A 22,196-nucleotide genomic window follows, 5' to 3' on the forward strand; every position below is an offset into this window, starting at 1 on the left:
TCGGACGGTGTGGTGTTCACGGCAGCTCCACGTAGACGGTCCCGGCGTCGACCCGGACCGCGTAGCGGGGCAGTGAGACCGCTGGGCTGTCCAGGCATTCGCCGGTGCGCAGCGCGAACGGTTGCTTGTGCATTGGCGAGGTCACCACCGGCTCGCCGCCCCGGTCGCCGACGATGCCGCGGGAGATCACGGCCGCCTGGCTGAACGGGTCGATGTTGCCCAGTGCGTGCACCTGGCCGTCGTGGGTGCGGAACAGGGCCACCTGCACACCGCCCGGCAGCAGGGCGGCGGCCCCGCGTTCGGGCAGCAGGGCGGTGTAGCGGCACACCGGAACCCAGGCGTCGACTGCGGTCATGGTGCGGTCACCTCCGGTATACCCAGCAGCACGGGCACTGGTTGCCCGCGCTCGCTGCGGAACGAGATGCTCGGATCGGGGGTGCCGGGCGCGTTGACGAAGGAGGCGAAGCGGCTCAGCTTCTCCTCGTCCTCCAGCACCCCGCGCCACTCGTCGGCATAGCCTTCGACGTGCTGGGCCATCGCGGTTTCCAGCTCGGCGCCGATGCCAAGGCTGTCCTCGACAACGACCGCGCGCAGGTGGTCCAGGCCGCCGTCCATGGCCTCGATCCAGCCCGCGGTGCGCTGCAACCGGTCCGCGGTGCGCACGTAGAACATCAGGAACCGGTCGATCAGCCGGATCAGTGTCTCTCTGTCCACATCGGACACCAGCAGGTCGGCGTGCCGAGGGGTGAAGCCGCCGTTGCCGCCGACGTAGAGGTTCCAGCCCTCCTCGGTGGCGATCACGCCGAAGTCCTTGCTCCTGGCCTCGGCGCATTCCCTGGCACAGCCGGAAACGCCGGCCTTGATCTTGTGCGGGGAGCGCAGGCCGCGGTAACGCAGTTCCAGTTCCACCGCGAGGCCGACCGAGTCCTGCACGCCGTAGCGGCACCAGGTCTGGCCAACGCAGGACTTCACCGTGCGCAACGCCTTGCCGTAGGCGTGCCCGGACTCGAAGCCCGCGTCCACCAGCCGCCGCCAGATCAGCGGGAGCTGGTCCACGGTGGCGCCGAACAGGTCGATCCGCTGACCGCCGGTGATCTTGGTGTAGAGGTCGAAGTCCCTGGCCACCTCGGCGATGACGAGCAGTTTGGCCGGGGTGATCTCGCCGCCGGGGATGCGCGGCACCACCGAGTAGGTGCCGTTGCGCTGGATGTTGGCCAGGAAGTGGTCGTTGGTGTCCTGCAGGGTGGCCTGTTCGCCGTCGAGCACGTGCCGGGAGCCGAGCGAGGCCAGGATCGAGGCCACTACCGGCTTGCAGATGTCACAGCCGCGGCCGGTGCCGTGCTTGCCGACGAGTTCGCTGAAGGTGCGCACGCCGGTGGCCCGCACGATCTCGAACAGCTCGGCCCTGGAGTGGCTGAAGTGCTCGCACAGCGCGGTGGACTGCTCGACGCCACAGGCGGTGAGCAGTTGTTTGAGCATGGGCACGCAGGAGCCACAGCCGGTGCCGGCCTTGGTGCAGGACTTCAGCGCCGGTACGTCCGCACAGCCGCTTTCCGTGATGGCACAGCGGATCTGGGCCTTGGTGACGGCGTGGCAGGAGCAGACCTGGGCGTCGTCGGGCATCGCGCTGATACCCACACCCGCGCCCGCGCCGGGTCCGGCGAGCAACGCGCCGGGTTCGCCGGGCAGCGGGCGGCCGACCAGCGGGCGCAGCAGCGCGTAGGCCGAGGCGTCGCCCACCAGGACCCCACCGAGCAGGGTGGACGCGTCGTCGGAGATCACGAGCTTCTGATAGCGGCCGGAGACCGGATCGCTGTGCACGACCTCAAGGGCGTTGGCCGCAGTGGCGTGCGCGTCGCCGAAGCTGGCCACGTCCACGCCGAGCAGTTTGAGCTTGGTGGCGGTGTCCGCCCCGGTGAACTCGGCCGCGCCGCCCAGCAGCCGGTCCGCGACCACCTCGGCCATCGCGTACCCGGGTCCGACCAGGCCGTAGACCTGGCCACCCGCGAGCGCGCACTCGCCGATCGCGTAGACGTCCGAAGCCGTTGTGCGGCAGGAGGAATCAACCACGATGCCACCGCGTTGGCCAACCCCGAGCCCGGCCGTTCGGGCGAGCTGGTCCCGCGGCCGGATCCCGGCGGAGAACACCAGCAGCCCGGTCTCCAGCGCGCCGCCGTCGGAGAGAGCCAGCCGCAGTCCGGGTTCGACCGACTGCACTGACACTCCACAGTGGACAGTGATACCCAGGCTCTCGATCTGCCTGCGCAGCAACGCGCCGCCACCCTCGTCCACCTGCACCGGCATCAGCCGAGGGGCCAGTTCGACCACCGCGGTGGTCAACCCAAGGCCGCGCAACACGTTCGCCGCCTCCAGGCCGAGCAGCCCGCCGCCCACCACCACGCCGGAGCCGACATCCTTGGCCGCGGCCCGGATCTCGTCCAGGTCGGCGATGGTGCGGTAGACGAAGCAGCCCGGCAGGTCGTGACCGGGCACCGGCGGCACGAACGGGGCCGAACCGGTGGCCAGCACCAGCGCGTCGTAGGCCAGCACCCGACCGCTCGCGGTGATGACCGTGCGGGCGACGGTGTCCAATGCGGTCGCCGGATCACCCAGACACAGTTCGACCTGCTCATCGCCGTCGAACTCCGCGCCGGGCAACCGCAGCGCCAGCTCATCCCAACTGTCCACATAGGACGAGAGCGCGACCCGGTCGTAGGCCGGGCGTGGTTCCTCGGCCAGCACCACGATCCGCCAGGCCCCGGTCAGATCCCGTTCCCGGACCGCCTGCACCAGGCGGTGGCCGACCATGCCGTTGCCGACGACGACGAGCGTGCGAGACATGCACTTCCTCCTCATCCGCCGGTGGCCGGGTCCTGCCGCCATCGTCACGAGCGGCCGTGTCGGACCCGGGTCACCGGTGTTGCACCCGCGTTACGAAAAACTCCCACTCCTGGTCAGGAGGCTGTGCGTCACACGCCCGCGTGCGCGAGGCTGGGCACCCGCAGCGCGAACACCCGTCGCCGCAGGTAGCACCACCAGGTCACGGCCAGGCACAGGCCGTAGAAGGCGAGGAAGGTGTAGAGCGCGGGGGCCAGCGAGCCGCTGCTGGTCAGCGACATCGCGAAGGCCCTGGTGATCAGGAAGCCACCGAGCGCGCCGACCGCGCCCGCGATGCCGATCACCGCCGCGGCCTGGCGTTTGGCCTGCGCGGGATCGGCGACCCTGGCGGCGAAGATGGCCGGGATCATCCGGTAGGTCGAGCCGTTGCCCACGCCCGCGGTGATGAACAGCCACAGGAACGAGCCGAGGAAGAGCGGGAAGCTGTGCTGGGCCAGTCCGGCCAGCACCCCCGCCACGCCGAAGCCCATGGTGACGAAGGTCCACAGCGTCACCCGCCCGCCGCCCCAGCGGTCGGCCAGCCAGCCGCCGATCGGCCGGGACAGCGAGCCGACCAGCGCGCCGAGGAAGGCGAAGTACCCGGCCTTGGACTCGGGGAAGGTCCGGTTGATCAGCAGCGGCAGCGCGGCGGAGTAGCCGATGAAGGAGCCGAAGGTGCCGATGTAGAGGAAGGACATCACCCAGGTGTGCGGCTGCCAGATGGCCGCGGCGTAGGAGCGGAAGTCGGAGCGGGCCACGGTCAGCGAGTCCATGAACAACCAGGAGCAGGCCACCGCGATGATGATCACCGGCAGCCACATCAGCCCCGCCCAGACCAGGTTGATCCCGGTGGCGGTGGAGATCACCAGCGGCACCGCCAACTGCACCACGGCCACCCCGAGGTTGCCGCCCGCCGCGTTCAGCCCGAGCGCGAAACCCTTGCGGGATTCGGGGTAGAAGAAGGAGATGTTGGCCATCGAGGAGGCGAAGTTGCCACCGCCAAGGCCCGCGGTGCCCGCCGCGATCAGGAACATCCAGTACGGCGTGCCGGGGTCGGAGACGCACCAGGCGAGCAGGCCGGTCGGGATGAGCAGCAGGCTGGCGCTGACCGCGGTCCAGGCCCGGCCGCCGAAACGCGGCACCGCGAAGGTGTAGGGCAGCCGCAGCAGCGACCCGAGCAGAGTCGGCAACGCGACCAGCCAGAACAACTGGTCGACGGAGAAGGCGAAGCCCGCGGCGGGCAGGCTGACTGTGACCACACTCCAGAGCAGCCAGATGGAGAAGCCCAGGTGCTCGGCCAGGATGGAGAACACCAGATTCCGGTTCGCCACCCGGCGCCCGGTACGCGCCCAGAACCCGGGGTCCTCGGGCTCCCAGTGGTCGATCCAGCCTCGGCGCGGGGTGCGGACGGCGGTGGTCACGGCGGCCTCCAGTTCTCGGGGACGCGCCGAAGTTAGGCAGTGGGGATTACCCGGGGTGTTGCGGCGTGTGACACGGCCGCGAACTCCTCCGCACGGCGGCGGGCGGGTGGGTGTGAGGCGGCTAGCCCTCCTTGGCCCCGCCCTGCTCCTCCACCACGTCCTCAACCGCCCCAGGCAACCGCTGCCACTTCAACTTGACCTCGAAATGCCCCTGCATCCCCGTCCGCGCGATCACCGCCCCCGCCTGCGCGTCCAGCTTCACGCCGAACTTCAGCTCGACCTCGTCCGGCGCCAGGGTCTGGAACTGGCGGAGGGCGGCCATCGCGGCCACCTGGACCTCGCCAAGGGCGGACTCGAAGCTGGAGCGGGCTTTCTGCAGGACCTGGCCGGGGCGGGCGGCGCGGACCACGCCGGGTTGTTCCTCCACCTCGACGGTGACCTCGCCGCCCTCGGCCAGCTCGAATCGAACCAGTTCGCTCACTGTGCTCCCCTCGACTCACCGTCCACATGAGACGGTCACCCAGTCATAACGCCGGTCCTGGTCGTCCTGCAGGGTCCGCCGCACCTGTTCCAGCCGGTTGAGCAGTTCGGGCAGCTTGTCCCGGTCCGCAACGTACTCCAGCACCGCGCGGTAGAACATCGTGCGCAGTTCCACCGGCATCAGGTCGGAGCCGTCGAAGCACAGCGTGTCCTGGCCGAGCAGTCGTTCGCGCAGTCGGTCGTCCAGTGCGGGCGGGCCCGGTTGCAATGCCTGGCGGCCGGCCAGGAACCGGATCAGGCGTTCGGCGGCCGGTTTGGCGGTGAAGCGGGCGGCCAGGTCGGCGGCGACCGGGCTGGCCGGTTGGGCGCCGGAGAAGGCTGGGAAGGGCTGGTAGTCGAAGTCGGCGCGGTAGGCCGGGGTGCGGCCGTCCGGGCGCCGGGTCTGGTAGCCGGCGGCGATGAAGGAGGCCTGGTGTTCGCGGTGGCAGCCGGGTTCGGCGTCGAACATGCCGCGGCCGGCGTCGGCGAAGTCGGTGAGCAGGGCGGCGGAACCGCGTGGGCCGGCGATCCGGCCGAAGTCGGTCCAGGCCTGGTGCACCTGCGGGCTGGTCCAGGGCAGGTCACCGGCCACCCAGCGCTGGTAGACCGCGGGTCCGGCGCGTTGCAGCAGCAGGTTCTCCACCCAGTCGGTGCCCGGCCAGCCGGAGGTGGTCGGCGAGCCGAGGCCGAGGCACCAGTCCCCGGCGGCGAGCAGGCCCTCGGCGGTGGGCGCGGGTGTGCCGGGCGGCCGTGGCCTGGACCAGACCAGGCCCTTGAGGTCCTTCTTCACCGGCACCGCGTAGAGGTGCGGCAGGCCGCCTCGGCTGAGCCGGTCCCACTGCGGGCCGTCCCGTTCGGCCAGTTCCGGCACCGTCTGCAACGGGCTGACCAGCTTGTCCCTGATGTAGGGCAGCAGGTCGCCGAAGCCGGGCAGCACCGCGACATCCGGCGGCCGCCCACCGGCCACCTCGGCCTTGAGCACCTGGCCGAGCGCGCGGGTGCCCCGGTACTCCACCTTGATCCCGGTCTCCCGCTCGAACACGTCCAGGCTGGCCCGGAAAACCCGCTCCTCCTCACCGGTCCAGGTGGCCAGCACGCTCACCTGACCGGCGCCCGGTTGCGCGGTGCAGCCGCCGGTGAGCAGCAGGGCGGTGGCCAGCACCGCGGTCAGCCGCCTCATGGCCGCACCCGGGACCGGTACTCGGCCAGCCGGGCCTGGAAACCACGCAGCACCAGGGCCAGCACCAGCGCGGCCAGCACCGGGATCCCCGGCCACCAGGCGCCACGGCCGCCGACCTCGCGCACCTGACCGGCCAGTCGACCGGCCTCCTCGGTGAGACCCGGTTCGGCCGGGCCGTCCGGGGTCGGGTGCAGTCCGGCCAGGAACGTGCCCACGCTGGGTCCGCAGTCCCGGATCTCTTTGCACTGCTGCCGCACCAGCTCGCCCAGCCAGCGCTGGCCTTCGGCGTCGATCTCCGCGTCCAGCCGGAGCCGCTGCGCGACGTTGTGCTCCAGGCCGTCCCGGACACTGTCCAGTTCCCGCTGCGAGCCGAACACCGTGGTGGTCAGCAGCAGCAACCCGGCCACCGCGCCGGTCGCGGCCAGCAGCCACGGATTGAACCGGCGGCGGAACCGACGCCAGAACAGCCATTGCACGCCGAGCAGCCCGAGCAGCAGCACGCCGCCCGGCAGCAGCCAGAACAGCACGCTGGCCGTGGTCGGCCGGGCCTGGGTGAGCGCGCCGCGGAAGGCCTCCCGTTGCGACAGCGCCACCTGGTCGAGCTGGCGCAGCACGCCGTCCGCGCTGTGCAGCAGCCGGGATGCCTGCCACAGGTCGGCCGCGCCGAGCACCGGTCCGCCGCCGGGCAGCCGGTGCTGGGTGGCGGCCTGTTCCACCGAGGCGGCGTAGGTCGCCAGCAGGCTGTCCACCAGCTGCAACTGCCTGCCGCCTGCATCCCCGGCCAGGTTCGCCTCGGCCACCCTGGTCAGGCTCTGCGCGGCGATGGACAGCTGGTCCCGGTAGCCGTCCCCGGCGCCGATCAGCGCGGCCGCGCCGGTGCGGAAACTGCGCAGCACCTCCCGGTCGGCACGCACCAGCGCGGTGCGTGCGGTGCTGATCTCCCGCAGCACCGGCACCGAGCGGCGGCCCGCCGACTCGGCCGCGTCGTGCACCCGCAGGTAGCCGATGGTCGCGCCGGTGAGCATGATCGCGGTGAGCCCAAGCAGGGTCGCGCGCAGCAGGTGCAGCAGCCGCCGGGTGTCCAGGCTCATCCGGTCAGCTCCCGCCCGGTGATCTCGCAGAAGTTGGCGCTGCCCGGCCAGACCAGGTCGCAGCAGGCACAACGCCGGTCCGGCCGGTCCGGTTCGGGCGCGGGCTCCGGGGCTGGTTCCGGCGCACCGGCCGGGGCGATCACCGAGAGCACCGAACCCGCCTCGGCCGCCAGCAAGTCCACCGGTTCGACCCGGTCCCGGATCCGTATCCGGCCCTTGGCCGCGTCCAGGATCTCGGCCAGGCGGCCGATCCGGGTGAGTTGTTCGGTGTTGCCGGAGGCGGTGGCCAGCTGGACCGCCTCACCGAGCAGCTCCGCGGCCCGGCTCCTGTCCCCCTGGTCCAGGGCCTCGCAGCCCGCCAGCACCAGTTGCCGCAGTGCTGCCTGGCCGAGGTAGTGGCCCACCGCCGGATCTCCCTGGCGGGAGCCGGGTTCCTCCGCGCTCCAGTGCACCAGCAACGGCTGGGCCGCGCCGACCGGTTCGGCCCTGGTCCGGCCGGGCCGGGTCGCGGCCAGCCGCACCGAGCCGATCTCGACGTCGGTCCGCAGCGGCGCGCCTGCCGGGTCCACGGTCAGGCCGAGGTGGAAGTGCCGGATGTCCGCGCTCCACGAGCCGGTGGCGAACTCGGTGGTGTGCTCGTCCGGTTTCACCGCCTCGGCGGTCAGCTCCAGCTCGGTCGGGAACACCTGCTTGACGAACCGGATCCGGGTGCCCGGCCGGGTTTCCACCCGGATCCGCACCTCCGGCACCACCTTGCGCATGGCCTCGGTGATCAGGCCGGCGAAGTCGCCGACTAGGTCGGCCTCGGCCCGCACCGCGTCCGCCCTGCCGCGCAGCGCGCTGGTGATCCGGTGCAGTTCGGCGGGTGCCCAGTCCGCGCCGATCCCCCTGGCATCGCAGTCGAACTCGCCCGCGCACTCACGCAGTGCCGCGCCGAGCTGCTCCGGCGTCTCGCCCACGTTCTGCCCGTCGGTCAACAGGATCGCGTGCCGGATGGCGCCGGGGTGCGCGGCGAGCAGGTCGCGGGCCAGCAGCAGCCAGCTGCCCATCGCGGTGCCGCCACTGGCGATCATGTCGGCCGCGGCCCGGCGCGCCTGCGCCCTGGACTCCGCGTCCGCGGTGGCCATCCTGGCCGCCTGTGGGTAGAGCAGCCGGGCCGTGTCGGTGCCCTGCACCAGGGCGAAGCGCACACCGTCGCGCAGCGCGTCCACCGCGGCCGCGGTGGCCCGGCGGGCGGCGGCGATCTTGGTGGGTGGCAGGGACATCGAGCCGGAGCAGTCCACCACGATCACCTCGGCGGCCGCGGGCGGCGCGTCCCCGCTGACGAGTCCGGTGGCGTCGACTTCCAGCACCACCGAGAGCTGTCTGTCCGATGTGGACAGCCAGCGGTGCGAGTTGACCCTGGTGCGGAATTCCATCGTCACCACCACGACTTCGGCCGGAGCCGGTTGGCCTGGTCGACCAGCCGGGTCACCTCGGCGGCGGTCCCGGCGTGCCCGGCCAGGCTGCGGTAGGAGCGTTCGAGCAGCCGACGCAACCCGGGTTCGGCCGGTGCCGGGCCGAGCACCTCGGTCGCACCGAGTGCGCTGAAGTCCTTGCCGCGCAAGGCGACCTCTTGCACCAGCGCGGTGAGCCGGGCCCGGCCGGAGCCGTCGGTCTCGCCCGCGTCCAGGTACAGCTCGGGCAGCCGCAGCGCCGCCTCCCGCACCTGTTCCGCCTCGGGCTCGGCCGAACCGATGGTGCCGCACAGGATGCGGAACCCGGCGATCCGGGCGGCCGCGTGGTGCAGGGAGGCCTGCGGCACCTCGTCCAGCACCCGCACCGCCTCGGCCCGTTGTCCGGCCCGCAACCGCAGCCGGGCCAGGCCGAAGGCCGCGCTCACCCGCACCCGGTCGCGTGACCACACCGCCTGGTACCGGCCCTCGGCCTCCGCGTGATCACCGCGGTGCTCGGCGCAGAAACCCAGTGCCAGCTTGACCGAATCCTCCCCGGCCAGCCGCCCGGTGATCTCCCGCAGGCAGGCCAGCGCGGCTGGCAGGTCGGCGCGGGCCAGTGCGACCAGGGCCGCGTGCCAGGTGATCCGCCAGTTCGCACCGGCCGGCCGCTGGTCCAGATCCCTTGCCTGGGCCAGGGATTCCGCGGCCGGTTCGGGCTGGCCGAGTTCGAGCTGGGCGCGGCAGTCGGCGAGCAGCACGCCGACCGTGCGCTGCCGGGCGGTGCGCAGTTTGGCCAGCAGCGCCTTGGGTTCACCGGCGCGCACCACGGTGAGGAAGGCGGCCTCCGGATCGAGCGGATCGGGCCGCGGCACCGGCAACCGACTGGCCGCCTCGGGCAGGGTGGGCAGGCCGAAGTCCAGTGCCGCCAACGGTTCCGGCCGCGGCCCTGACCAGGCGGTGAGCAGCGGCACCGCACCCAGTCCGGCGTCGAGCACCTGCGCGCTGGGCCGGAACAGCCTGCTGGGCAACGGCCGGTCCTGCCCGTCGCGCAGGGACTGGACCTCGAAGAGCAGCCCGGTGAGCTGCCCGGCCAGTTCGGCCGCCGAGTCGAACCGGCGGGCCGGATCCGCATCGGCCGCCCTGGCCAGCAGCGCGAGCAGCGAGTCCACCGTGTGTGCCAGCGGTCCGCGTGGCCGGTCGCCCTCGGTCAGCGCCCGGCCCTCCGGGGTGACCTCGAACAGCGCGCCCAGGGTCCGGCCGACCGCGAACAGGTCCGAGCCCACGTTGAGCCCGGTGGCCGCCCATTCCCGCGCGCCGACCTGGAACTGCTCGGTGTAGGTGAGCACGCCGGTCCGGTCGCCGATCAGCCGCACCCCGCCGAAGTCGATCAGCTTGATCCGGTCCTGGCCGCGGATGACGTTGCTGGGCTTGAGATCGCAGTAGAGCAGGCCGCGCTCGTGCAGGTAGCGGAAGGCGGCCAGCACCTCCAGCAGGTACATCAGCGCGTGCTCCAGCGGCAGCTCCGCCCGGTGCGCGCGCACCCGCAGGCACAGCTCGTGCAGGGACAGTCCGCTCACGTGCTCCATCACGATGTACTCGTTGTCCTGCCCGAGCATCGGGTCGGGATGGCGGACGAAGTTGTGGATGCGCACGATGTTCGGGTGGTCCAGCGTGGTCAGGGTGTCCCGTTCGCGCGCGGACAGCTCGGCCGCCGCGGTGGCCGCGCCGCCGGTGTTGATCAGCCCCTTGAGCACCACGTGGCTGTGCAAGTGGTTGTCCCTGGCCAGGTACACCCAGCTCTGCCCACCGCGGGGCAGGCAGCCGAGCACCTCGTAGCGCTGTTCCACCAGCTCTCCCGGCGCCAGCCTGGGCAGGAAGGCGTAGCGGGCCCCGCAGTTCGCGCAGTGGCCCTCGGTGCGGCCGGGGCGGCCGGCGTAACCGCGGCCGACCGGGTGGCCGCAGCGCCCGCAGACCCGCTGGTCCTCCGCCACCGGCCGCGGTTCCACCACGGTGTCCTCGGGATCGGGCACCGGCAGCGCGGGCAGGTGCAGGAATTCCCCGCTGGTCCAGCGCATCCGCCCGGCGGGCTCAGTCATCCCGCACCCGCCGCACCACCGCGCGCAGGTAGGCCTGCACCGCGGCCTCGCACTCGGCCAGCACGCACGGCCGGGCCAGCATCCGGTCGAAAGCGTTGCGGTACAACGTGTCCAGCCCGGGGTCCTCGGCCAGTCCGTGTTCGGCGGCCATCCGCTGGTACGCCTGGGTCAGCCCACGCAGTTCGCGCAGCCGTTCCCGGTGCACGACCAGCCGGTTGCGCAGTTCGGTGGCCTTGCGCAGCCCCCGGTCCACCCGCAGCGCGCACTCGGCCAGCCGCGGCCCGCGGTCGGCCGCTGGCATCCCGCGCACCGCGCTCAGCCAGGGCCGGAGCTGACCGGCCCGGTCCGGCGGCTCGGGCAGGCCGGCGAACCGCGGTCCTTCGGCCCCGCCCCACAGCCTGCGCACGTCCTCCTCCAGTGCGGCCAGCGCGCCGATCCGGGCCACCAGCGAGTCCGGCCGGGGCTGCGGGGGTTCGACCGAGCTGACGGTGCCCGGCGAGCGCAACGCGGCCAGGCTCGGCGAGTCCAGCGCCCGGTAGCCCGCGACCACCGCGGTCCCCTGTTCCGCCAACGGGTTGAGCACCTGCCGCACCAGCGCCTCGGGCTCGGCCGACTCGTCCACGCCGACCAGCAGCAGGGTCAGCTGCCTGCTCGCCTGCTGCCCGACCCGCAGCCCGGCCAGCGTCGCGATCAGCCCGGACACCTCGCCGGGGGTGCGCCCACTGGCCTCGATCACCACCGCCGAGGGCCCGAGCCGCCGGGCGATCTCGCGCAGTGCCTCGGCCCTTGCCGAGTCGGATTCGCCGATGCGCAGCACGCCGATGTCGCCTGGCCTGCGCTGCCGCAGCCAGTCCAGCAGTCCCGGCAGGTCAACCGGCGGCAGCGGGGTGTGGTCGGTCCATTCCGAGACCACCGGCAGGTACCGCAGGATCGTGGCCACCGGCTGCATCCAGGCCACCACCGACCCGTCCGCGCTGTACTCACTGACCACCAGCCCGACCACATCGCCGCTGGCCTCGTCCAGCACCCCGGCCCCGCTGAACCCACGGCGCAGCCGGTTGCCCTGGTGCACCGCGTCCAGCTGCACCCACTCCGCGCCCGGCCCGGCCGCCCTGGACAGCTCGGCCCGCGCCCACATCCCGTGCGGCGCCCCGGCCGGGAACCCGTAGGCGGCCACCGGACGTCCCGGCGCCGGCTGCCCCGCGCGCAGCCGCGCACCCCAGCCGGGCGGCTGGTCCTCGGCCAGCGCGAGCAGCGCGAGATCACCGCCGCCGTCCGGCCGCAGCGGGGCCAGCTGGTTCTCGAGCACCTTGGCCGGTACCGGGGTGCGTCCGCCGACGCCGATGAGGTCGACCAGCACCTCGCGGTCGGGCAGCACGTGCGCGCAGGTCAGCGCGTACTTCCCGCCGAGCAGCGCACCGGCGCCGAGCACCACGCCGTCGGCCGCGCACAGGCGCAGCCGCCAGGGCTGCTCCGCCCGCGCGCCGACCGCCGTTTCCCCAGAGCCGGCCCCCATGTCCTCGACGATACGGTGCGTAGCCGGGTGATGCCGGGCAGTCAGCGCAACTCACTCCGCGCGGACCAGCCCGGCAGCACCCGGACAGCGCAACCACTCAGGCGGCCACCGGCATCCCGGTCAGCCCTCGGAAGGCCGCCGACCTGCGGAAGACCGGTTCCCCGGTGCGGCGCAGGTTCGGCATCCGCTCGACCAGCGCGCGCAGTGCGATCTCGCCCTCCACCCTGGACAGCGGGGCGCCGATGCAGAAGTAGCGCCCGGCGGTGAAGGTGAGGTGCTCGGCCGCGTTGGCCCTGGTGATGTCGAAGCGCTCCGGCTCCTCGAACACCGAGGGGTCGTGGTTGGCCGCGGCGAGCAGCACCAGCACCGGGGTGTCCGCGGGCAGCAGGTGCCCCTCGATGTCGACCTCCTGGTGGGTGATCCGCGGGACCATCAGGGTGGCGGAGTCGTACCGCATGGTCTCCTCCAGCGCGTTGCCGGACAGCTCCGGCTCCGCGATCAGCCGGGCCCACTGCTCGGGGTGGTCGAGCAGCGCGTTGACCGCGTTGCCCATCACGTTCACCGAGTTCTCCGAGCCCGCGATCAGCGCGGTGACCAGCAGCGCCTGCATCTCGCTGACCGGCACCTCCTGTTTGGTCGAGGCCAGCAGCAGCGAGCCGATCATGTCGGTCGGCGCCTCGTCGATGCCCTCGGCCCGGCGCTGTTCGAGCAGGGTCGCGAACAGCTCCTTCAGCTCGATCAGCAGCGCGCGCAACTCGCGGATCTTGGCCACCCCGTTGAGCTGGTCGGTGACCAGCCCGACCCGCATCGCGCACTCGCCCAGCCGCTGCCGGTACTGCTCTGGCACGCCGAGCACGTCGGCGATCACCAGCAGCGGCACCGGCTGGGCGAAGTCCCGCACCAGGTCGAAGGAGCCCTGCCGCGCTGCCTTGTCCAGCACCTCATCGACGATGCGCTCGATCCGCGGGCGGTACATCGTGTTGGCGCTGGGGGAGAAGGTCGGGTTCATCAGGCTGCGCATCCTGGTGTGCACGGGCGGGTCCACGCCCATGAACGGGTCCAGGTCCAGCCCCTCCAGCGCGGTCGCGATCGCCCCGGCCGAGGAGCGGTTGTTGCTGTCCCGCACGCCGAAGCGGCGATCCCGCAGGATCGAGTTGGCGGTGCCGTGCCGGGCCGTGGTCCACAGTCCGGCCTTGCTGCGCACCAGCGGCGCCTGCGCGCGTAGCCGGGCGAAATAGGGATAGGGCGAGTCACCGGCGCGCGGTCTGGTCAGCTCACCGGCCACATCACCGAACTGGCGTAGCAGCCAGGCCCCGACCCGGTCAGCCTGTAGGCCGGCGGCGAGTCGGAGGTCAGTCGCAAATGTCATCTGGCTCCCCATTTCCGGGCAGCCGCCAGCGCTGGACGGGCTCCCCAGAAAACATGTCACAATCGGCGGAAGAATTCGTACGCAAATTGACCCGGACGGTGTAAATGCGTACGAATTCCTGTATAGCAGGGGAGCCTGAAGTGCCGAATGGCTCGCGAGAGTGGGACCCGGGACGATCTTCGGCCCGGGTCCACTCGGCTCAGTTACACCCTTCGACGGGTATCAGGCGGCCACCGGAAGTGCTGTGAGCGCGCGGAAGCCTGCCGAGGTCCGGTAGACCGGATGCCCGGCCCGCCGCAGCCCCGGCAGCCGCTCGGCCAGCGCGCGCAACGCCAGCTCGCCTTCCAGCCGGGCCAGTGGCGCGCCGATGCAGAAGTACCGGCCTGCCGCGAAGGTCAGGTGATCACTGGCGTTGGGCCTGGTGATGTCGAAGGTCTCCGGGTCACTGAAGATCGCCGGGTCGTGGTTGGCCCCGCCGATCAGCGCCAGCACCGGGCTGTCGGCCTTGATCAGGCAGCCCTCGATCCGCACGTCCTCGTGCGGGTAGCGGATGGTGAACAGGGTGGTGGAGTCGAACCGCATGGTCTCCTCCATCGCGCCAGGTGAGCGCGTCGGATCGGCCACCAGCCGGTCCCACTGGGCGGGGTGTTCGAGCAGGTTGTGCACTGCGTTGCCGAGCAGGCTCACCGTGTTCTCGGTGCCCGCGATCAGGGTGGCGATCAGCAGCGACTGCATCTCCCCCAGCGGCACCTCCTGCTTGGTCGAGGCCAGCAGCAGCGAGCCGATCATGTCGGTCGGCCGCTCGTCGACGCCCTCGGCCCTGCGCTGCTCGACCATCTCGCCGAACATCGCCTTGGTCTCGGTCATCAGCCTGCGGATCTCGCGCAGCCGGGCGAAGCCCATTACCGGGTCGGTGAGCAGGCCGACCCGCTTGGCGATGTGGCCGAGCCGGGCGTGGTAGCGCGGTGGCGCGCCGATGACCTCGGCGATCACCGCCTGCGGGATGGGCTCGGCGAAGTCGGTGATCACGTCGAACGGCCCTCGGCCGGGCACCCGGTCCAGCGTCCGGTGCACGATCGCGGTCACCCGGTCCCGGTAGATCTTGTTGGCGCTCGGGGAGAACGAGGGCGCCATCAGCGCCCGCATCCGGGTCTGGCCCGGCGGGTCGAGGCCGAGGAACTCCTCGATCTCCAGTTCGGCCAGCGCCTTGGCCAGCACCGCGGCCGAGGACACGCCGGCGGTCGTGCGCACGCCGAATCGGCGGTCCCGCATGATGGCGTTGCAGGTGCTGTATCGGGCGGTCAGCCAGACCCCGGACCTGCTGCGCACCATTGGCGCCCGTTCCCGGACACCGGCGAAGAACGGATATGGGGATTCGCCGGTCAACGGCCTTGACATTTCGCCGATCACGTCACCGAACTGGCGTAACAGCCAGGCCGTGAGCTGTTCGGCCCGCAGGCCGGCAGCCAGGCGCACGTCACCCATGATTGTCATGCTTTCCCCCAGAGGAAATCAGCCATGGGCGGGCTGGTTCCTTTTATAGCAGAGGGAATGGTGTACGAAAAACAGCACTCCAGAGATCAGGCTGATCTTTCTGCCGGTTCGCCGTCCTGCGCGCCGAGCCAGTCCAGGATGCCGCAGACCGCGTCCGTGCAGCCGCCGCAGCCGGTGCTGGCCCTGGTGGCCTTGGCCACCGCGCCCAGGGTGCGCGCCCCTGATTTCCACGCGGTGACGATCCGGCCCTTGCTCACCGTGTTGCACCGGCAGACCACCGCGGCCGCCGGTAGATCGGCCGGACTGGCCGCCCTTGGCGTGTCCAGCGCGGTGCGGCCCAGCAGCAGGCCGAGCCGGTCCGCGGGCGCGGGCAGGCCGCGGTCGTAGAGCTGGGTGATGATGGCCGCGGCGTCCGGCGCGCCGAGCACGATCGCCCCGGTCACCCGGTCCTCGCGCAGCACCAGCTTGGCGTAGCGGCCGCGGGCCGGGTCCTCCAGCCGCAGCACCTCCGCGCCGGGCGCGTCCACCTCGCAGTGCACCTCGCCGAGCGCGGCCAGGTCCACATCGCGGGCCTTGAGCCGGGTGACCACCGGGGTGCCGTGGTAGCGGGCGGCCGGATCGGCGCCGGTGAGCAGGTCGGCCAGCACCGCGGCCTGTTCCCAGGCGGGCTGCACCAGGCCGCTGATCGTGCCGGGGTGGCTGGCGCAGTCGCCGATGGCGTGGATGCGCGGATCGTTGCTGCGCAAGGCATCGTCGATGAGCACACCGCGATCGCAGGCGAGTCCGGCGGCCTCGGCCAGCCTGGTTTCCGCGCGCACACCGGCGGAAACCACCACCAGGTCGGCGGGCACACTGCTGCCGTCGTCGAGCTTGAGCCCGTCACCGGGCACGTACCCGGCCGCGAGCACGCCGAGCCGGAACTCGATCCCCAGCGCGCCCAACGTTTTCGCCAGCACCCGGCCCGCGCCCGCGTCGAGCTGCCGCTCCATCACGTGCCCGACCGGGTGGATCACGGTGACCAGGTTGCCGCGCCCGGCCAGGCCCCTGGCCGCCTCCAGCCCGAGCAGCCCGCCGCCGAGCACCGCGACCGGCGCGCCGGGTTTGGCCGCGGCCACGATCCGGGCGCAGTCGGCCAGCGTGCGGAAGGCCACCACGCCCTGCGCCGGTGCGCCGGTCTCGTCGACGAGTCCGTCGGTGGGCGGCAGCCAGGCCCGGCTGCCGGTGGCCAGAACGATTGCGTCGTAAGGGAGTTCGGCGCCGTCGGCCAGCCGCACCACCCGGCGCGGCCGGTCGATCGCGGTCACCGTGACGCCGGGACGCAGGTCGACGTGGTGGGTCCCGGCCCAGCTCTCGTCGTGCAGCCGGACCGCGGCCGCGTCCAGGGATCCGGCCAGCACGCTGGAGAGCAGCACCCGGTTGTAGGCGGGTTCCGGCTCCTCGCCGATCACGGTCAGCGCGATCCGCGCGCCGTCCGGATCGCGGCGGCGGATCTCCTCGGCCACCCTGGCCCCTGCCATGCCGTACCCGATGACGACCACCCGGCGTGCGTTCATGACAGGGCCTCCAGCCGGACCGCGCAGACCTTGAACTCGGGCATCCGGCTGGTCGGGTCCAGCGCCGGGTTGGTGATCAGGTTGGCCCGCTGGTCGCCGGGGAAGTGGAAGGGCAGGAACACGGTGTCGGTGCGCAGGCTGGGCACCGTGCGCACCTGGGCCAGCACCGTGCCGCGCCGCGAGATCACCCTGGCCCAGCAAGCGTCTTCCAGCCCGGCACGGGCCGCGGTGTCCGGGTGCACCTCGACGAACATGGTGGGCACCGCGTCGTTCAGCTCGGGCACCAGCCGGGTCTGCGCGCCGGACTGGTAGTGCTGCAGCACCCGTCCGGTGGTGGCGTACAAGGGAAAATCGGCGTCGGGCGCCTCGGCCGGACCGCGGTGGTCGACCGGGATGAACCGGGCCCTGCCATCGGGGGTGTTGAAGCGCTCCAGGAACATCCGCGGCGTGCCGGGATGATCGTTTTCGGGCACCGGCCAGTACAGCGCCTCGCCCGCGCGCAGCCGGTCGTAGTCGATGCCGGAGTAGTCGGCGGGGCCGCCCTTGCTGGCCGCGCGCAGTTCGGTGAACACGGTCTCGGCCTCGGTGGGGAACCGCTCGGCCGGCTGGCCGAGCCGGATCGCCAGCTCCGCCAACAGGTCCTGGTCGCCACGCACCCCCAGCGGCGGGGTGAGTGCCTTGCGCCGCAACAACACCCGGCCCTCCAGGTTGGTCATGGTGCCGTCCTCCTCGGCCCACTGGGTGACCGGGAAGACCACATCCGCGCGGGCCGCGGTCTCGGAGAGCACGAAGTCGGCCACCACCAGCAACTCCAGCGCGTCCAGCCGTTCGGCGATCCGGTTCGAGCGCGGCGCGGAGACCAGCACGTTGCTGCCGAAGACCAGCATCGCCTTCGGCCCGCCGGGCTGGCCGAGCGCGTCGAGCAGCTCGTAGGCGGAACGGCCGGGACCGGGCAGCTCGTCCGGGCCCACCCCCCAGACCCCGGCCACGTGCGCGCGGGCGGCCGGGTCGGCGATCATCCGGTAGCCGGGCAGCTGGTCGGCCTTCTGCCCGTGCTCGCGCCCGCCCTGCCCGTTGCCCTGGCCGGTGAGGCAGCCGTAGCCGGAGCCTGCGACGCCGGGCAGGCCGAGTGCCAGGCACAGGTTGATCCAGGCCGAGACCGTGTCCGCGCCGCTGGCGTGCTGTTCCGCGCCGCGGCCGGTGAGCACGTAGGCGCTGCCGGCCTGGGCCAGCAGCCGGACCGCGGCCCGCTGGTCGGCCACGCTGACCCCGGTGACCCGCTCCACCTGCTCCGGCCACCAGCGCGCGGCCATCCGCCAGGCCGCCTCGAACCCGGTGGTGCGCGTGGCCACGTAGTCCGCGGCGAAGTGCCCGTCGGCCACCGCCAGGTGCAGCAGGCCCAGCGCCAGGCACAGGTCGGTGCCGGGCGCGGGTTGCAGGTGCAGGCTGGCCAGTTCGGCGGTGGCGGTGCGCCGGGGGTCGATCACGATCAGCCCGCCCCGGTCCGCGGCCTGCCGCAGGTGCTGGGTGAACGGCGGCATGGTCTCGGCCACGTTGCCGCCGACCAGCACCACCGCGTCCGCGGTGTCCAGATCGGTGACCGGGAACGGCATCCCTCGGTCCAGGCCGAAGGCCCGGTTGCCTGCCGCGGCGGCCGAGGACATGCAGAACCGGCCGTTGTAGTCGATCTGCGAGGTGCCCAGCGCGAGCCGGGCGAACTTGCCGAGCAGGTAGGACTTCTCATTCGTCAGCCCGCCGCCGCCGAAGACCGCGACCGAGTCCGGACCGTGCTCGGCCCGCAGCGCGCGCAGCTTGTCCGCGACGAAGTCCAGGGCGATGTCCCAGGTCACCGGGCGCAGCACGCCGTCCTCGCGGAGCAGCGGCGTGGTCAGGCGGCCGGGGGTGGTGAGCAGGCTGGCGGCGGTCCAGCCCTTCTGGCACAGCCCGCCGCGGTTGGTCGGGAACTCCCGGGGGTCGACGCGCGGGGCCTGTTCGTTCCCGCTGACGGCCATGCCGCACTGCAGCGCGCAGTAGGGGCAGTGGGTCGCGGTGGCGGTGGCGATGGCGGTCACCTCTGCGACGCTAGGTCCAGCCGGTAACCCTCGGATAGCCCCCTGTTGCGTTTGTGCCAACGCCCCCGCACAACGCGCAGGTCGGCACGGTGAGACCGGGGGTGGTGTGACTCAGATCAGGTCGAGCAGCACGTTGGCGGCGCGGTCCAGACCGGTCAGCGAGGTGGTGGTCGAGCGCGGGTGCAGCGCGTGCACGGCCAGCCGGAACAGCAACGCCCGCAACAGCACCTGCGGCCAGTCGATCAGGTGCGACCAGCGCTGCGGCAGGCCGTTGTCGGCTCCGCCCCAGGCCAGCGCGTCCACCACGACCACCCCGGCGGCCCATTCGGCAGGCCGCCAGTACGGGCTGAAGTCCATGATCCCCGGCGGTGCGTTGCCGGCGAAGAGCACGTTGCCGAACAGGTCGCCGTGCACCACCTGCGGGGCCAGCTTGACCGGCCGCCGGGACCCGGCCAGCGCGCCGAAGAGCCTGCCGCCCTTGTCCGGCGGCAGCGGGACGCCGTCCTCGCCCCAGGCCATCCGGTCGGCCAGCGCGTAGATGTCCCTGCGCTCCTCCAGGAAACGCGGGCGGGGCAGGCCCGCGGTGGCGTTGTGCAGCCGCAGCGAGACGGAGACGACCTCGTCGTGCCGGGGTTCGGGCTGTCCGGCCAGATGCCGGGTGGCCGACCAGCCGGAGACCACCCAGCGGCCGTCGGTGGAACGCAACGGCCGGGCCAGGCGCAGGTTCTCCACGTCCAGGTTGTCCAGGGTCTGCGCGACCCAGGCCGCCTCGGAGGGATTCATGGCCGGGCGGATCACCGCGTCCCCGCACAGCCAGGCCGGACCGGAGCCGACCAGCTCGGGTTCCGCGGTGCGGGCGCCGAAAGCCGCTCGCACGTGGGCGGGGGGCGGTTCCGGGGTGGCTGTCACGGCAGGGACGCTACCTGCTGGCGCGCGAGTTGTGTGGGAGGCGATGTGACCTTCCCGTTTACCCACAGTGGGAAAGTCACATCGCCATGATCACGTAACGTCAGTAGGTCGGCAGGCTCGGATCGATCTGCCGGGCCCAGGCGAGCACCCCGCCGCCGACGTGCACCGCGTCCCGGAAACCGGCCTGGTGCAGTGCGGCCAGTGCTTCCGCGGACCGCGCGCCGGACTTGCAGTGCAGCACGATCTGGCGGTCCTGCGGCAGTTCGGCCAGTGCCGCGCCGGAGAGGATGCGGTCCTTGGGGATGAGCACCGAGCCGGGGATCCGCACGATCTCGAACTCGTGCTGCTCCCTGACGTCGACCAGCAGGAACTTGTCCTCCCGGTCGATCTTGTCCTTCAGCTCCTGCGGCGTGATGGTGCTGCCCGCCGCCGCGCTCTGCGCCTCATCGGAGACCACGCCGCAGAACGCCTCGTAGTCGATCAGCCCGGTGATCGGGTCGCCCTGCGGGTCCTTGCGGATCTTGATGGTCCGGTAGGTCATCTCGAGTGCGTCGTAGACCATCAGCCTGCCGAGCAGCGTCTCGCCGATGCCGGTGATCAGCTTGATCGCCTCGGTCACCATGATCGACCCGATCGAGGCGCACAGCACGCCCAGCACGCCGCCCTCGGCGCAGGAGGGCACCATGCCCGGCGGCGGCGGCTCCGGGTAGAGGTCCCGGTACTGGATCCCCTCCCGGCCGTCACTCGGCTGCGCCCAGAACACACTGGCCTGGCCCTCGAACCGGAAGATCGAACCCCACACGTAGGGCTTGCCGAGCAGCACCGCCGCGTCGTTGACCAGGTAGCGGGTGGCGAAGTTGTCGGTGCCGTCCAGGATCAGGTCGTAGTCCCGGAACACGTCGAGGACGTTGCCCGACTCCAGCCGCAGCTGGTGCAGGTTGACCTTGACGTAGGGGTTCAGCTCGGCGATGGCGTCCCGCGCCGACTCGGCCTTCGGCCGGTCGATGTCGGACTGCCCGTGGATGATCTGCCGCTGCAGGTTGGACTCGTCCACCACGTCGAACTCGACAATGCCCAGCGTGCCCACCCCGGCCGCGGCCAGGTACATCAGCGCCGGACTGCCCAGCCCACCGGCGCCCACCACCAGCACCTTGGCGTTCTTGAGGCGTTTCTGCCCGTCCACCCCGACATCCGGGATGATCAGGTGGCGGCTGTAGCGGGCGACCTCTTCCTTGGTCAGCTCCGCGGCTGGCTCCACCAGGGGCGGCAACGTCGAGCCCGACATGGGCGCTCCTCCTAGTCCGGTGCACGGGAGTCGGGTGTCCGGCCTCCCTTGGCTGCAACGACCTGGATACACCACTTCTTCCACCCTGGGACGACTTCCCAGCCAGTGGACACAAACCTCACCCGAGTGTTGGCCGTTCTCGTACGGGGTCTTGGCCGTTCTCGTACGGGGTGTTGGCCGTCGCGTCCCGGCCCGGACCGGATCAGTCCGCCGGAGCGGGCACAACGGCCAACACCCCGTACCAGAACGGCCAACACCCCGTACGACTTCGGCCAACACTCGGTGGGGTGGGTGGATCAGGTGACCGGCCAGGGGTTCGGTCTGCACTCCTTGCCGTCCTTGGGCACCGCGTTCTTGTCGCCGCCGTCGACCTGGTTGAGCTGCCAGACGTAGTTGTTCGCGGTGCCGAAGGACTGCTGCATCATCACCGGGGCCAGGGCGCCGTTCTCGCCGCAGGGCTTGTGGCGCTGGCCGAAGGCGTGGCCGATCTCGTGGTTGATCGCGTACTGGCGGTAGAGCAGCAGGTCGCTCTCGAAGGCGACCGCGCCGTAGCGCCAGCGGGCCAGGTTGATCACCAGGCGTTTCTTGCCGTTGTTCCAGCAGGAGGCCTCGTACTGGATGGAGAAGTTGCAGTAGTCGGGGCGGCGGGCGGTGTCGGAGGTGGTCAGGCTGATCCGGATGTCCGCGGTGCCGTTGTCGACCCGCTGCAGCCGGATGTTGCCGCCGCCGACCCAGCTGCGCTGGTCCTGCAGGGTGCCGTCGATGGTCCTGGCGAAGGCGTCGGCGCCGCCGTAGGTGGAGGCGTCGATGCCCTGTTCGATCTCCACGGTGTACTTGTAGAGCTTGCCGCCCCGGCCGAAGAGGTTGGTGGTGCCGCGCACCACCTCCCAGGAGCCGCTGCCCTTGTCCTTGTAGTTCTTGATCCCGGGCAGTTCGGCGCTGGGGATGTCGGCGTTGAGCTTGCCGGAGGGGGCCTCGCCCATGATGTTGGGCTCGGGCTCCTCGCCACCGCTGGTGCTGGTCGCGCCGGTGCTGGCACCGGGCTGGGCGGCGCTGTCCGGGGCCGGGTCGTTCATGTTCATCAGGGCCAGCACGGTGAGCACGACCAGCACCGGCACGGCGTAGATCCGCCAGCCGTAGGTGCCCAGCACGCCGCTCTTCTTCCGCCGCGGCGGCGGGGTGTCCTGCTTGTCCGGGTCCGGGCGCCAGGACGCCGTCAGCGGTTCGCCCGCGGTGCGGCGCTGGCCACGCTGATAGCGCCCCTCATCCGGGTTGCCACCACGCCGCGTCGCGGCGTCACGGGGTCCTTGCGTCGTCCGGGCCACGCACCCAGATTGCCACACCAGGCGTGCGTGGCCCGGACGCACCACGCCTCACG

16 protein-coding genes are annotated in these 22,196 nt (G+C 72.0%); all 16 read right to left on the minus strand.

The annotated features are described in order from the left end of the window. Nucleotides 1-16: 16 nt before the first annotated feature. Nucleotides 17-355: a nitrite reductase small subunit NirD gene (gene nirD, locus HNR67_RS00190; protein ID WP_184999976.1), complete on the minus strand. Its 339-nt coding sequence runs from the start codon at nucleotides 353-355 to the stop codon at nucleotides 17-19. Next, nucleotides 352-2,841, minus strand: coding sequence for a nitrite reductase large subunit NirB (gene nirB, locus HNR67_RS00195; protein WP_184999977.1), 2,490 nt, complete (start codon nucleotides 2,839-2,841; stop codon nucleotides 352-354). The genes nirD and nirB overlap by 4 nt, the downstream gene beginning before the upstream one ends. Before the next feature lie 128 nt (nucleotides 2,842-2,969). Then, nucleotides 2,970-4,298 (minus strand): nitrate/nitrite transporter, encoded by a 1,329-nt coding sequence (locus HNR67_RS00200; protein WP_312986169.1) that lies wholly within the window; start codon nucleotides 4,296-4,298, stop codon nucleotides 2,970-2,972. A 121-nt stretch (nucleotides 4,299-4,419) separates the two neighbouring features. Beyond that, complete coding sequence (locus HNR67_RS00205) at nucleotides 4,420-4,779, minus strand: CU044_2847 family protein (protein WP_184999978.1); 360 nt, start codon at nucleotides 4,777-4,779, stop codon at nucleotides 4,420-4,422. Between the two features lie 15 nt (nucleotides 4,780-4,794). After that, nucleotides 4,795-5,997, minus strand: coding sequence for an ABC transporter substrate-binding protein (locus tag HNR67_RS00210; RefSeq protein WP_246492434.1), 1,203 nt, complete (start codon nucleotides 5,995-5,997; stop codon nucleotides 4,795-4,797). Beyond that, nucleotides 5,994-7,088: a hypothetical protein gene (locus HNR67_RS00215; RefSeq protein ID WP_184999979.1), complete on the minus strand. Its 1,095-nt coding sequence runs from the start codon at nucleotides 7,086-7,088 to the stop codon at nucleotides 5,994-5,996. The genes HNR67_RS00210 and HNR67_RS00215 overlap by 4 nt, the downstream gene beginning before the upstream one ends. Then, the gene (locus HNR67_RS00220; protein ID WP_246492733.1) at nucleotides 7,085-8,506 is read right to left on the minus strand and encodes a VWA domain-containing protein; all 1,422 of its coding nucleotides are present in this window, start codon (nucleotides 8,504-8,506) and stop codon (nucleotides 7,085-7,087) included. Before HNR67_RS00220 ends, HNR67_RS00215 begins: the two co-directional genes overlap by 4 nt. A 2-nt stretch (nucleotides 8,507-8,508) precedes the next feature. Beyond that, nucleotides 8,509-10,620, minus strand: a complete 2,112-nt coding sequence (locus HNR67_RS00225; protein WP_184999981.1) for a serine/threonine-protein kinase — start codon at nucleotides 10,618-10,620, stop codon at nucleotides 8,509-8,511. Then, nucleotides 10,613-12,136, minus strand: coding sequence for a S1 family peptidase (locus HNR67_RS00230; RefSeq protein WP_184999982.1), 1,524 nt, complete (start codon nucleotides 12,134-12,136; stop codon nucleotides 10,613-10,615). The genes HNR67_RS00225 and HNR67_RS00230 overlap by 8 nt, the downstream gene beginning before the upstream one ends. 97 nt (nucleotides 12,137-12,233) lie before the next feature. Next, entirely contained in the window at nucleotides 12,234-13,505 is a 1,272-nt protein-coding gene (locus HNR67_RS00235; RefSeq protein WP_184999983.1) for a cytochrome P450, read from the minus strand. Nucleotides 13,506-13,727: 222 nt separating this feature from the next. Continuing rightward, on the minus strand, nucleotides 13,728-14,990 hold the full coding sequence (locus tag HNR67_RS00240; RefSeq protein WP_184999984.1) for a cytochrome P450: 1,263 nt from the start codon (nucleotides 14,988-14,990) through the stop codon (nucleotides 13,728-13,730). 95 nt (nucleotides 14,991-15,085) lie between these two features. Further along, nucleotides 15,086-16,552 carry an FAD-dependent oxidoreductase gene (locus HNR67_RS00245; protein ID WP_184999985.1) on the minus strand — a complete coding sequence of 489 codons (1,467 nt, stop codon included), beginning with the start codon at nucleotides 16,550-16,552 and terminating at the stop codon, nucleotides 15,086-15,088. Further along, nucleotides 16,549-18,624: a molybdopterin oxidoreductase family protein gene (locus HNR67_RS00250; RefSeq protein ID WP_312986170.1), complete on the minus strand. Its 2,076-nt coding sequence runs from the start codon at nucleotides 18,622-18,624 to the stop codon at nucleotides 16,549-16,551. The genes HNR67_RS00245 and HNR67_RS00250 overlap by 4 nt, the downstream gene beginning before the upstream one ends. 111 nt (nucleotides 18,625-18,735) lie before the next feature. Then, entirely contained in the window at nucleotides 18,736-19,533 is a 798-nt protein-coding gene (locus HNR67_RS00255) for a TIGR02569 family protein (protein WP_184999986.1), read from the minus strand. A gap of 100 nt (nucleotides 19,534-19,633) precedes the next feature. Beyond that, complete coding sequence (gene moeZ, locus HNR67_RS00260; RefSeq protein ID WP_184999987.1) at nucleotides 19,634-20,818, minus strand: adenylyltransferase/sulfurtransferase MoeZ; 1,185 nt, start codon at nucleotides 20,816-20,818, stop codon at nucleotides 19,634-19,636. Between the two features lie 296 nt (nucleotides 20,819-21,114). Continuing rightward, nucleotides 21,115-22,143 (minus strand): DUF3152 domain-containing protein, encoded by a 1,029-nt coding sequence (locus HNR67_RS00265; protein ID WP_184999988.1) that lies wholly within the window; start codon nucleotides 22,141-22,143, stop codon nucleotides 21,115-21,117. Nucleotides 22,144-22,196 lie beyond the last annotated feature (53 nt).

This window comes from Crossiella cryophila (genome assembly GCF_014204915.1).
In the GTDB taxonomy this organism is placed as follows: domain Bacteria; phylum Actinomycetota; class Actinomycetes; order Mycobacteriales; family Pseudonocardiaceae; genus Crossiella; species Crossiella cryophila.